This window comes from Kitasatospora sp. MBT63 (assembly GCF_000710465.2).
Classification (GTDB): domain Bacteria; phylum Actinomycetota; class Actinomycetes; order Streptomycetales; family Streptomycetaceae; genus Kitasatospora.
Map to the genome: position 1 here is coordinate 57,663 of NZ_JAIZ01000412.1, position 12,200 is coordinate 69,862.

Here is a 12,200-nt window from a genome sequence, read left to right on the forward strand (position 1 = left end):
TGGGTGGCCGCTCGGCCGCCCCACCGCGCAGCCAGGAGCGGAAGGTGAGGCCGGTCGGCGCCGCCCAGGTGGCGGGCGCGGTACGGCGCAGGCACAACAGCGGGGCGTCCAGGGCGTACTGGGCCCAGGAACCGCGCGGATCCGGTCCCGGCCCGGGCGGCCGGGTACGGGCGGGGTCCGCGTTCGCCCAGACCTGCTGCCGGGTGGACCGCCAGCCGGTGGGACTGCCGTGCCACAGCGGGGAGTTGGCGAACGCGGCGACCAGGACCGGGCCGATCCGGTGCGCCAGTGTCCACCGCTGGCGGTAGCCGGTGATGCCGTCCGTGTCGTCGCCGCTGTCGAGGTTGATCTGGACGGAGGCGGTGGCCCGCATCATCATCCGGCCCCACGGGCCCCGTGCGTCGAAGTGCTGCTCCATCGCCCGGTAGCGCGGGTGGTCCAGCAGCCGCGCCGGGTCCCGGTGCGGGTCGAGCCCGCGGCCGGTGAGTTCCAGCCCGGTGCGGGAGAACGCGTCCCGCAGCGCCTCCAGGTCCGCGGCGGTGGACCGTACGCAGTCGGCGAGGGCGGTGGCGGTCCCGGTGCTGAGCTCGATCTGACCGCCCGGCTCCAGGGTCAGCCCGGACCGGTACGGCAGTCCGCCGGCGGACTCCACGGCCGCGAGAGCGGCGTCGAGCCGGGCGGTCGGGACCGGACGGGTGCGGTCGGCGCGGTCGTGCACCAGCCACTCCAGTTCGATGCCGACGCGGCCGGGCGGGCCGGTCTTGAAGCAGATACCGCGGAGGTACTCCTCGGCCTGGGTCTCCGTCAGGAGCGTGTCCATGGTGGGCCTCTCGTTCGGGGGGCGGTGTGGGTGCGGGCGCGGGCGGGCAGCCGGCCCGATGGGCCACCGCGTGGCGGGCCATCGCGTGGCGGGGACGGTGAACGGGGGAGCGCGGGGGAGTGCGGTCAGTGCCGCGTGTACGAGGCGACGAACCGGGCGGATCCGAGCGCCCTCCCCCGGAGCTCCTGCAAGGTCGCGAGCGGGGGCGTGTCCTTCCCGAACGACGCGGGAACGGCCACGGGGAGCGCGTACAGGGTCAGTTGGTACCGGTGGGTCTCCCCGTGCGGGGGACAGGGCCCGTCGTAGGTGGCCTCGCCCAGGTCGTTGAGCGCCTCCCGTGCGCCGGGGACGAGGTGGTGCGCAGTCAGCGCGGTGGTGCGCGGCGGAATTCCGAGCTGCAGCCAGTGGATCCGCTGATCGGTCAAGTCGACCATGGACAGGGCGAGTTCGGCGGTCCCGGGCGGGGGATCCGCGATTCCGAGGCCGGGGGAGTAGTCGTGCGGGTCGTCGCAGGTCATCTGCGCGACGAATGCGCCCGACGCGTCGAAGCCCTGCCCCCGCGTGAGAGCCAGCACGGGCGGCGCTCCGCCCGGCCCGGCCGGAGGGGCCGACGGGCCGGACGCCGTACCCGAGCCGGGTGGCCGCCGCGCCTGCGGCGCCGACTTCGACGGTGCGGCACACGCGGCCGACGTCAGCAGGGCCGCGACGACGGCGACGGCCCCGAGGTGGCGAGCGTTCATGGCCACACCCTAGGCACGGGAACGGCGCACGACCGGGTCCGGACGTCTTACGGACTGCTAACCCCACCCCGCCCGCAGCACGGCGAGGACGTCCGACGTCTTACGGGTCTGTGACCGGTGCCCGGCCCTCCTGGTCGGCACCGTCGCGCTGCGGTAGATCTGGCACCGTACGTGCAACGCCGACCGACCGCAGGAGCCAACGATGTCCGACGCCCCTCGCCCGCCCGGCCGGGTCCTTCGCCCCGCGCTGGCAGCGGTGACCGCCATGGTCCTGCTCGGTGCCGGCTTCGGCCTGTACCTCTTCGCACCGTGGAAGGCCTTCACCGACACCACCGTGAACGAGGCGCTTCCCGCCGCACCGGCCGCTGCTCCCGCCGCCTCGGCCCCCGCACCCACCGCCACTGCCGCGGCGGCCCCCGCGCAGCCCGTCGACCTCGCCCGTGGCAGCTTCCGGTCCGGTGAGCACACCACCACGGGCACAGCGCGTATCGTCCGCCTCCCCGACGGCACCGCAGTGCTGCGCCTGGAGGACCTCGACACCTCGGAGGGCCCCGACGTCCGGGTCTACCTCTCTACCCTGCCGGCCGAGCAGTCCCACCTGAGCAGCCTCGGCGACGGGCCGATCGAGCTCGACCGCCTCAAGGGCAACCACGGGAACCAGAACTACGCCATCCCGCCCGGGACCGACCTCGCCGCCGTCCACAGCGCGGTCATCTGGTGCAAGCGCTTCTCGGTGGGCTTCGGAGCGGCCGACCTCACCGCGCTCTGAGGCGCGCCGGCGGCTTCGCCGGGGCCCCACCGGGCCCCGGCCGCCGACCGTCGGCCCGGCAGGGCGGTGGCGGAAGCCGACCCCGGCAGGCTGCGCGGTGAGCGGGATCGTAGGCTGCCGCCATGGACAACGCCCCGATCACCAAGCCCGACGATGCCTTCGCGATGCTGCTGGCGGGTAACCGCCGGTTCGTCGAAGGCACGCCCGAGCACCCGAACCAGGACGCCGCCCGGCGTACCGAGACCGCCCCGGGCCAGAGCCCGTTCGCGGTGCTGTTCGGCTGCTCCGACTCCCGGCTGGCCGCGGAGATCATCTTCGACCGCGGCCTGGGCGACCTGTTCGTGGTCCGGACCGCCGGACACGTGGTGGGATCCGAGGTGCTCGGCAGCATCGAGTACGGCGTGGGCGTGCTCGGCGCCCCCCTGGTGATCGTGCTGGGCCATGACTCCTGCGGCGCCGTCGCCGCGACCCGCGCCGCCGTCCAGGACGGCACCACCGCCGACGGGTACGTCCGGGACGTGATCGAGCGCGTGACACCGAGCGTGCTGGCCTCCCGCGCCGCCGGACACACCGAGGACGCCGACTTCATCGCCGAGCACATACGGCACACCGTCGACCTGCTGCTCGACCGCTCCCGCGCGCTCGCCGACGCCGTCGAGGCCGGCCGCACCGCCGTCGTCGGCCTGTCCTACCGGCTGGTCGACGGCAGCGCCCACGTGGTCGCGGCCCGCGGCCTGGACACGGCGGACCTGCCGGTCTGAGCCGCGGCGACCACCGCGGGCCCGGCTCGAAACCCCGCCACGACCGGTGCTGCACCGTGGCCGCCGGGTGGGCCCGGCCCAGCTGGGCCCACCCGGATGAGGGGCCGCAGCCGGTCCGGGCCGTCGGCAGCCATCGCTGCCCGCGGGCGGGCAGCCGGCGAGGCCAGGCCACGTGCGCAGTCCTACCGTGACCCACGGAACGCTGCGGCCGGTTCGTGCCGCCAGCTCAGCCAGGGTCGCCCACCCGCCCGACGCTCGCTCAACCACACCGAGATGTCCGTCGGTGCCCACCCGCTCCGCGGCCGCCGCGTCGTGCAGCGCCTCCGGGCCCGGCGGCAGGCTCCCGAGTTCTCCCCGGTCAAGCGGTCGTGTTTCCTCTCGGCCCATTTCCGTTTGACCTTGGAGGTGGGCCGGTCGGTGCCGCGTGCGGGCATGCCTGTGATCGGCTGGCGCGCCCGGCAGCCGCTGTGGATGAGGGCGTGGGTCAGAAGCGGCGGCGGTACTCGGCGGGGATGGTGCCCCGGGTCACCTCCCAGGCCCGCTCGCAGGCCACCAGCTGCCGGGCGACGTCCCGTAGCCGAACCCGGGAGCTCTACGTACAGGTGGCCGCGGCGCGCGCCCGGGGGTGCAGGTGGCCCCGCACTCCGGCGACGGGGTGCGGGGCCGGTGCGGGGTGCCGGTTGTCAGCAGTGGGGCACGCCGGGTACGGCGTGGAACGCTCCGGCGCCGTCGACGAACGGTGCGAAGGTCCAGGACGACCCGACGCCGGTGGTCCGGCCGCCCTGGTTCACGTACGTGGTGTGGTACCAGACGTTGCCGGCGGTGCCGACGTAGTCACCAGCCACCCAGCAGTCCGCCCAGGCGAAGTCGCCGTTCGAAAGGAGCGTGCTGGTCGGGTAGTTCTGGGTGGCGTCGCCGAAGACACGCGCGTGGTAGCTGGTGTTCAGCCGGATCCACTGCGGGGCCGAGCCGTGGTTGTTCGGGTTGGGGTCGGCGGACGCCTGCGACGTCACGCCGAGGGCGGCTGCCCCGGTCAGGGCGAGCGTGGCGAGCACCTTGATCGTACGGTTCATGACGGTGGTCCCCCCAGGTTCTTCCGGTCCTCCGTATGGGACCGGTCGGGATGAGCAAACCGCAGCGCGGCCGGGCCCTCCAAGGAGCAAACCGGCCAGGGTCCCGTTGCCGCGGTCCGACCCGGGCGGGCCGCGGGGAGTAACTGCTCCGGGCGTTGCTGCCGGAGGGCGACGCCCGGAGCGGTCCGCGCACGCGCCGTGGGCCTGCCGGGTGCGCATCAGAGGTGAGGGCAGGTCAGGGCGCGGCGTGCGGGCCATGGGCCGGACCCGGGGAGCCCGCGCCCTCGGCCGAGAACACGCGCTCGCCGTCGAGGAGGTCCTCGTCTCGTGCGCACAGCCGGATGGCTGCGGCCGGCTTGATCTCTCCTGCCGCGAAGGAAGGTGCGGGTGAGGTCGATCGAGGGCGGTCTCGTTCAGGGGCGCTGTCCGGCCGAATACCGCTTCAGGCGGCTTGCGTGACAGCGTAGTTACTCGGGTCGAACCTGTGAGGGCTCGCGACGCGTCCGCGCACACCGGGGCTCCGCGGCGGGCCGGGTCAGCTGGCCGGGTGGGAGGCCGCCCAGCCGTGTTCGAGCAGTGCGAAGGCCTCGTCGGCGGCGCGGCTCGGTTCGGCGTGCCGCAGGATCAGGCCGCGGGTCTCAAGGGCGAAGTGGGCCAGGGCGGCGCAGCCGAGGTCGTCCTCGGGGGCGCCGGCGGCTTCGGCGATGGCCCGTGCCAGGGCCGCTTCGTGGCGCGTCCACATGCGGTGGGCGTAGTCGCGCAGGGCGGGGGTCTCCTGCACCATGCGCGTGAAGTCGGCGAACCGCGGGTCCGTGGCGTGGACGGCGAACCGGGTCTGGTTCAGCAGGATGTGCTCGCGCAGGGCCTGTGGGATCGATGTGCCGGGGGTGCGGTCGCGGACGGCTGAAACGAGCGCCGCCTCCAGGTCGTCGTCCTGGTCGAAGACCAGGGCTTCCTTGCCGGAGAAGTGTTTGAACAAGGTGGTCACCGAGACGTCGGCCGCGTCGGCGATGTCCTTGACGCCGACCTGGTCGTAGCCGCGGTCGAGGAAGAGCTCGAGTGCGGCGTCGGCCAGGGACTGGCGGGTCTGGGCCTTCTTGCGCTCGCGGCGCCCGGTCGGTTCGGTCACTCGCACACCGTACCCCAAGATGAATCGACTGAAAAAGTTGAGTCGTTGCACTTATTGAGTGAGTGTGCTTTCTTGGTGGGGCCGGACCTCCCGGCGGCTCACCCCCTCCCGAGGGACACTCCTATGAACCCTTCCCGTGGTCCCCGCATCGCGATTGTCGGCGCCGGCCTCGGCGGCCTCACCTGCGCCCGCGTCCTGCAGCAACACGGCCGCTCCGTCGCCGTCTTCGAACGCGAGGCCTCCGCCGACGCCCGCCCGCAGGGCGGCACCCTCGACCTGCACGCCGACACCGGTCAGGCCGCCCTGCGAGCGGCGGGGCTCCTCGACCGCTTCCACGCCCTCTCCCGCCCCGAGGGAGAGGAGTGGCGCGTGCTCGACTTCACCGACGCCGCCGTCCTGGCGCAGCAGGGGCCGTCCGCCACCGGCGGCCGGCCGGAGATCGACCGGGGCCAACTGCGCGGCCTGCTGCTGGACTCGATCACCGAGGGCACGGTGAGCTGGGACCGCGCCGTCAGCGGGGTCGTCCCGCTGCCGGACGGCACCTGCCGGATGCTCCTCGATGACGGCACCGCCGAGGACTTCGACCTGGTGGTCGGCGCCGACGGCGCCTGGTCGCGGGTCCGCCCGGCCCTGTCGCACGCCGCGCCCCGCTACACCGGCGTCACCTTCGTCGAGACCGGGTTCGACCACTGCGACACCCGGCATCCCGACCTCGCGCGGCTGGTCGGCAACGGATCGATGCTGGCGAAGGGCGCCGGCCGGTCCCTGGTCGCCCAGCGCAACAGCAACGGCCACATCCGCGCCTACATCGCGTTCCGCGCCCCGGAGGACTGGCACCTGGCCGCCGGTATCGACCTCGGCGACCGGTCGGCCGTACGGACGCACCTGCTGGCGATGTTCGACGGCTGGGACGAGAGCCTGCGCGACCTCCTGCGCAACAGCGACAGCGGGTTCATCAACCGGTCCCTGTTCGTCCTGCCCACCCCGCACACCTGGGCGCACGTCCCCGGCGTCACGCTGCTCGGCGACGCCGCGCACCTGATGCCCCCGGCCGGACAGGGCGCCAATCTCGCCATGCTCGACGGCGCCGACCTCGCCCACGCCCTCGTCACCGAACCCAGCGTCGACGACGCCCTCCGCGCCTACGAGAGCATCATGCTGCCGCGCTCGATCGAGGCCGCGACTGGCAGCGCGCAGGGACTCGACCGCCTCGTTCCCGCAGCGACCTCCTGAGCCGACTCCACCGCCCCGGCCGCGCGGCCCTTTGCGCCACCGCCCGCTGGCGTCCGGCGATCACGAGGCCACCGTCAGCACGATCTTGCCTTGGATGTGGCCCTGCGCGGCTCGCGTGTGTGCGCTGCCCGCCTCGGGCAACGGGTAGGTGCTGTCGACCCCGACCTGCAGCTTGCCCTCGTCGAACAAGCGCCCGATCTCGGCGAGTTGGGGGCCGTTGGACCGCACCTGAATGGTCGAGACCGTGATGCCCAGCTTCGCCGTCTCTTCCGGGTCGTACTGGGCGAAGAACACCGGAAGCATGGTGCCGCCGCGCTTGAGCACAGCCAGGAAGCGTGAGCTGTCCGGGCCGCCGACGGCGTCGATGACCAGGTCGACACCGCTGACCACGTCCGCAGCCTGCGTCCTGGTGTGGTCGATGAACTCATCGGCGCCCAGCTTGCGCAGGAACTGCTCGTGCCGCCCGGAGGCCACCGCGACAACGTGCGCCCCCTTCCACTTCGCCAGCTGAACCGCGAAGTGACCCACTCCACCGGCGGCCCCGTTGACCAGCACGGTCATCCCGGGCGTGATCGGCACCGGCCGGTGCACCTGACCGGTGAAGACGGACGGCACGTCATGGCCGAGATCAACCAGGTACTGCCAGGCCGTGAGCACGGCCATCGGCGCCCCGGCCGCCTGTACATGGTCGATGGCGGCCGGCTTGTGAGCCAGGTCCGAAGCCGGCGCGGCCACGTACTCGGCGTACGTCCGGCCGTCGAATCCGGGGAACCTCAGCATGCCGAAGACCTCGTCGCCGACGGCGAACCCCGGCACGTCCGGAGCGACCGCCTCGACCACTCCCGACATGTCCGTTCCCGGGATCAGAGGGAATTCCAGGGCCGGCCTCATCGCGGCCGGCATGACCTTCATCCCCTCACGCAGATACCAGTCCGGCGGGTTGATGCCCGCCGCGTGCACCCGGACGAGCACTTCGCCCGGGCCGATCCCGGGAACCGGCACCTCGTCGTACCGCAGAACCTCCGGGCCGCCCGCTTCGTGGAACTGGATCGCCTTCATCGCGTCTGTCTCTTTCTCGGGGAAACGTTGCTCCTTCAGTCAAGGCCCAGGACGGCACGGCCGTCCAAGACCGGTTCGGAAACCTGATCATTCCGAAACGGCATGACACGTACGCTGGAAGCGTGAACGATCTCGGACAGGACCTGGAACTGCGGCTGGTGCGCTACTTCACCGTGGTGGCGGAGCACCAGCACTTCGGCCGGGCCGCCGCCGACCTGCACGTGGCCCAGCCTGCGCTGAGTCGCCAGATCCAACGCCTCGAGAAGTATCTCGGTGCACGACTGCTGGACCGCGTACCCCAGGGCACCCGGCTCACTCCGGCCGGCCAGAGGTTCCTCCCGCAGGCCCGTGCCCTGCTGCAGGCCGCCCGCCAGGCCGAGCTGACCGTGCGTGAGCAAGCCGGGGCCGAACGAATCGTCATCGGCTACGTCGAGGACCTTGTGATCACTGCCGTCGTACGGGAACTGCGCCGCCGTCACCCGGACGCCGAGATCACCACCCGGTACCTGAGCTGCCGCGAGGTCGGGGCGCTGTCCGACCGGCGCGTCGACGCCCTGTTCGCGCGGGCACCGCTGCCGCTCGCCGCCGGCGACGTCCTCACCATGCCGCTGTACGAGGAGCCCCGGATGCTCGTGGTCCCGCGCGGCCATCCCCTGGCCGACCGCCCGTCGGTGACCGCGGAAGAACTGGCCGGCGAGGAGGCGGCGCCGTGCGCGTTCGAGACCGCGGACTGGACCTCCTACCGGATCCTCGGGGCCGGCGTGCCGCCGATCGAGAGCTACGAGGACAAGCTCGAACTCGTCGCGAGCGGCAGGGCGATCGCCGTGCTGCCGGTCGGCGATCGGCGCAGCGCACTGCGCCCCGACCTCGTCACCGTCCCGATCGAGGGCGCTCCTTCCAGCCAGGTCGTCCTGGTCAGCCGCAAGGGCGACCCGAATCCGATGATCAGGAATCTCCGGCTGGTGGCCGAGACCGCGCTGACCGCCCCGGCAGCCTGACCGGCCTCCCCTTCTCCCACCGCACGGGCGACGCCGTCGGCAGAGTGGCCCGCCCGGTCGAAGAAGCAGGCCCGCGCCGCCCGGGGCGATGCGGAACCGGATCTCGTGGCCGGGGCGCCGAGCTGACCGACAGGCGGATGCGGCGAGGCGTCCACCGATCCGTGCAGGCCTTGGCTGTTCGGTTCGGGAGTCGTGCCGCGTCGGGAGGTTCGGCGTGCGGGGCCGGCGTCGGGGGTTCCCCGGTGGACGCCCGGGTGGGGTTGGCGGATCGTCAGGGGCGGGCCGGGAGGTTGGCCTCCCATCCGTCGAGGAGTCGTTCGAGTCCCAGCTCGAACCCGCGCTCGGCGCTGTCGGCCGCGTGGGGAAGCTCGGCATCACGAATGACCCGGGCGAGGAGTGGATGCCGCCCGCTCTTGACGACGTTGTCGAGGTAGGGCGCATGGGCGTCCATCCACTGCTGGACACCGACTCCGGAGCGTCGGACGGCTTCCTGCTGGGCGAGTTCGCCGATGGCGTAGCCGCGGACGAAGGCCTGCACCGTGTTGACGATGGTGATCATGACGTCGATGTCGAAGCCGAGGGGATCGAGGGCGGCGAGCGCGTGCTCGATGGCGTCGAGGGAGTTCGGCCCGAGCGAGGGGCGCCCCGCCGCCAGGGAGGTCATCCAGGGGTGCCGGTGGAAGGCGGCCCGGGAACGATGGGCCATGCCCCGCAGGTCTGTGCGCCAGTCGCCGGTGAGGGCGGGCGGGCTGCCGTCCTCGGCCGCCACGGCGTCGAGCATGAGGTCGAGCAGGTCGTCCTTGGACGCCAGGTAGCGGTAGAGCGAGGCCGTGCCCGTGCCCAGTTCCTGGGCGACGCGCCGCATGGACAGCGCCTCGATGCCCTCGGCGTCGGCGATCGCGATGGCGGCATCGGTGATCTCCGCCCGCGTGCGTGACGGCGCGGGACCTTTCGCGGCCCGCTCCGGCCGGTTCCAGATCACTGTGTGAACGTCGTCCATCGGCTCTCCTCCTCGCTACTGCGTCCACTGTTCGCAGTAATGCTATCGTGGCGCGGTACTGCGAACGCTGTATCTAGGTAGAGCGGTGTCCAAGCGAAAGGGAAACACCATGACCACTCCCGTCACGATCATCGGCGCCGGGCTCGGCGGCCTGACCCTCGCACGCGTCCTGCACCTGCACGGCATCCCCGCGACCATCTACGAAGCCGAGACATCGGCGGACGCACGCACCCAGGGCGGTCAGCTCGACATCCACGAGTACAACGGGCAGCTCGCCCTCGAAGCGGCCGGCCTCAACGACGAGTTCCGCGCGATCATCCACGAAGGCGGCCAGGCCCTGCGCGTGCTCGACCAGCACGGCGCGGTACTGCTCGACCAGCCCGACGTCGGCACGGGCGGTCGCCCGGAAGTACTCCGCGGAGACCTGCGCCGGATCCTGATCGACTCGCTGCCCGACGGGATGATCAAGTGGGGGCACAAGCTCACCGGCGTCCACCCCCTCGGAGACGGGAGGCACGAGCTGACCTTCGCCGACGGGCCGACCGTGACGACCGGCCTCCTCGTCGGCGCGGACGGCGCCTGGTCGAGGATCCGGCCGCTGCTCTCCGACGCGAAGCCCGAGTACGTCGGCACGTCGTTCATCGAGACCTACCTGTACGACGCCGACCGGAACCACCCCGCGGCGGCCAAGGCCGCCGGCGACGGTTCCCTGTTCGCCGTCACGGCAGGCAAGGGGATCCTCGGCCACCGAGAGGCCGGCGCCGTTCTTCACACCTACGTCGCCCTCAACAAGCCGCAGGACTGGATCGCCGCCATCCTCGCCGGGCCCGACACGGCGGCGGCCCAGGTCGCGGCGGAGTTCGCCGGATGGGCGCCCGAACTCACCGCACTCATCACTGACGGGGAGACGGCCCTCGCCCCGCGCCCGATCAGTGCCCTGCCGATCGCCCACCGGTGGGACCGCGTTCCCGGAGTGACGCTGCTGGGCGACGCCGCCCACCTCATGTCACCGTTTGCCGGGGAGGGCGCCAACCTCGCCATGTTCGACGGCGCCGAACTCGGCCAAGCCATCGCCGCACATCCCGACGACGTCGAGGCCGCCCTCGAGGAGTACGAGCGGGCCCTCTTTCCCCGCAGTGCCCGGTTCGCCGCGGAGTCCGACCGGAACCACCGGCTGATCTTCGGCGACAACGCTCCCGCCGGCCTGCTCGAGCTGCTCAGCGGCCAGGAGCCGACCGAGTGAGCGAGATCGCCGAGGCGGAGAGGGGATTTCGCCGCAGAGATCACCGGGCGGACCCTCGACGAGCGGGTTGCCCGGACCAGTGCCGGCGCTGCGGACGACCCGCTCGGGCGTCCAGGTGGCGGGATCATCCCTGGAAGAGGGGCAGTTACCGCTGGTGCAGGGGTGACAGAACGCCCGCTGCGCCGCGCAACGGCCCGCCGTTCGGCATCGACGAGGCCGTGCGGGCGCCCGCCCTGCAGCGCCCGGGACCGCGCCGGCTACGCCGTTCCGCACGCGGCCAGCGCAGTTCGCGCCAGCCCGCGCAGCCAGGCATGGGCCTGGTCGGTGTCGTAGCGCTGATGCCACGACAGGTACACGGGTGCCGAAGGCAGTTCGAGGGGGAGGGGGAGGGCGACCAGGCCGAGGTCGGCGACCGCGGACCGCGTGGTGGCCTCGGGGACGCTGATCAGCAGATCGGAGCCGCGCGCGAACTCGAACGCGGCCGCTTCGGTGGGCGCGGTCGCCACCACGCGGCGGGTGAGGCCGAGCCGGGCGAGGGCGTCGTCGAGGGCGCTGCCGAAGTTTCCACGTCGCGAGACGGTGACGTGCTCGCCGGCGGCGTACCGCTGTGCGGTGACGGCGTCGACGCGGGTGAGGGGGTGCCCCTGCCGTACGACGACGACGAGGCGGGTCTCGCCCACGTTCTCGGCCCGGATGTCCGGTGCGCCCGGGCGGTTGGCGTTCGCCTCGAGATCGACCTCGCCTCGCCGCAGCTCGGGCGTGTCGACGCTCGACTCCGCGACGAAGCGCAGCCGTACGCCCGGCGCCTGTTCGCGTACGGCTGCGAGCAGCGCGGGGCCGCTCAGGGCGACCAGGGAATCGTGCCAGCGGAGGGTGAACGTGCGTTCCAGCGTCGCCAGATCGAGTTCCCGGCTCGGAGCCAGTACTCCCTGAACTTGGTGCAGCAACTGGTGCACCTGTTCCCGGACCGCGATCGCATACGGCGTCGGGGTCATCGTGCGGCCGGTGCGCACCAGGATCTGGTCCCCGGTCGTACGCCGGATCCGGCCCAGACTCCGGCTCATCGCGGGGGCCGTGACATGGAGGCGTGCGGCCGCCCCGGCCACGCTCCCCTCTTCGAGCAGCGCGTCGAGGGCGGCGAGCAGGTTCAAGTCCAGTTGCATGGGAGTCATCCTAGCCGTGCTTGACATGCACTTGAAGGTAATGCCGGGGCTGGATACCTTCGATACCAGAGCGCAGGACGCACCGCACAGCGCGGCCCGGCCGGCCCCAACCACCCCTTCTCGCAAAGGAGTACCACCATGTCCGAAACGCTTCAGGCCACCGATGACGTCACCCTCTCCGACGCCGATCTGCTCGACCGCACCGCGGACGC

12 protein-coding genes are annotated in these 12,200 nt (G+C 72.5%); 5 read left to right on the plus strand and 7 right to left on the minus strand.

The annotated features are described in order from the left end of the window. Window positions 1-820, minus strand: an 820-nt coding sequence (locus AA75_RS52315) for a glutamate-cysteine ligase family protein (protein WP_033822100.1), incomplete at its 3' end; no start/stop codon positions are given. 125 nt (window positions 821-945) lie between these two features. After that, complete coding sequence (locus AA75_RS23110; protein WP_051813116.1) at window positions 946-1,395, minus strand: YbhB/YbcL family Raf kinase inhibitor-like protein; 450 nt, start codon at window positions 1,393-1,395, stop codon at window positions 946-948. A 367-nt stretch (window positions 1,396-1,762) separates the two neighbouring features. On the opposite strand from AA75_RS23110, the gene AA75_RS23115 reads away from it, so the two are divergent. Next, a complete protein-coding gene (locus AA75_RS23115; RefSeq protein ID WP_033822101.1) occupies window positions 1,763-2,329 on the plus strand; it encodes a DM13 domain-containing protein in 567 nt (188 codons plus the stop codon). Window positions 2,330-2,451: 122 nt separating this feature from the next. Beyond that, on the plus strand, window positions 2,452-3,090 hold the full coding sequence (locus AA75_RS23120; RefSeq protein ID WP_033822102.1) for a carbonic anhydrase: 639 nt from the start codon (window positions 2,452-2,454) through the stop codon (window positions 3,088-3,090). A 683-nt stretch (window positions 3,091-3,773) separates the two neighbouring features. On the opposite strand, the gene AA75_RS23125 is transcribed toward AA75_RS23120, so the two are convergent. Next, a complete protein-coding gene (locus AA75_RS23125; RefSeq protein ID WP_033822103.1) occupies window positions 3,774-4,163 on the minus strand; it encodes a hypothetical protein in 390 nt (129 codons plus the stop codon). A 535-nt stretch (window positions 4,164-4,698) separates the two neighbouring features. Further along, window positions 4,699-5,292, minus strand: a complete 594-nt coding sequence (locus tag AA75_RS23130; RefSeq protein ID WP_033822104.1) for a TetR/AcrR family transcriptional regulator — start codon at window positions 5,290-5,292, stop codon at window positions 4,699-4,701. A gap of 123 nt (window positions 5,293-5,415) precedes the next feature. Here AA75_RS23130 and AA75_RS23135 point away from each other — a divergent pair, with 123 nt between their 5' ends. Next, window positions 5,416-6,525 carry an NAD(P)/FAD-dependent oxidoreductase gene (locus AA75_RS23135; RefSeq protein ID WP_033822105.1) on the plus strand — a complete coding sequence of 370 codons (1,110 nt, stop codon included), beginning with the start codon at window positions 5,416-5,418 and terminating at the stop codon, window positions 6,523-6,525. Window positions 6,526-6,585: 60 nt separating this feature from the next. On the opposite strand, the gene AA75_RS23140 is transcribed toward AA75_RS23135, so the two are convergent. After that, window positions 6,586-7,584, minus strand: coding sequence for an NADP-dependent oxidoreductase (locus AA75_RS23140; RefSeq protein WP_033822106.1), 999 nt, complete (start codon window positions 7,582-7,584; stop codon window positions 6,586-6,588). 122 nt (window positions 7,585-7,706) lie between these two features. Here AA75_RS23140 and AA75_RS23145 point away from each other — a divergent pair, with 122 nt between their 5' ends. Further along, window positions 7,707-8,582 carry a LysR family transcriptional regulator gene (locus AA75_RS23145; RefSeq protein WP_033822107.1) on the plus strand — a complete coding sequence of 292 codons (876 nt, stop codon included), beginning with the start codon at window positions 7,707-7,709 and terminating at the stop codon, window positions 8,580-8,582. A 271-nt stretch (window positions 8,583-8,853) separates the two neighbouring features. Here AA75_RS23145 and AA75_RS23150 read toward each other — a convergent pair whose 3' ends face one another. After that, window positions 8,854-9,582: a TetR/AcrR family transcriptional regulator C-terminal domain-containing protein gene (locus AA75_RS23150; RefSeq protein ID WP_033822108.1), complete on the minus strand. Its 729-nt coding sequence runs from the start codon at window positions 9,580-9,582 to the stop codon at window positions 8,854-8,856. Window positions 9,583-9,691: 109 nt separating this feature from the next. Here AA75_RS23150 and AA75_RS23155 point away from each other — a divergent pair, with 109 nt between their 5' ends. Continuing rightward, window positions 9,692-10,825 (plus strand): NAD(P)/FAD-dependent oxidoreductase, encoded by a 1,134-nt coding sequence (locus AA75_RS23155; protein ID WP_033822109.1) that lies wholly within the window; start codon window positions 9,692-9,694, stop codon window positions 10,823-10,825. Between the two features lie 257 nt (window positions 10,826-11,082). On the opposite strand, the gene AA75_RS23160 is transcribed toward AA75_RS23155, so the two are convergent. After that, window positions 11,083-11,988 carry a LysR family transcriptional regulator gene (locus AA75_RS23160; protein ID WP_033822110.1) on the minus strand — a complete coding sequence of 302 codons (906 nt, stop codon included), beginning with the start codon at window positions 11,986-11,988 and terminating at the stop codon, window positions 11,083-11,085. Window positions 11,989-12,200: the final 212 nt, after the last annotated feature.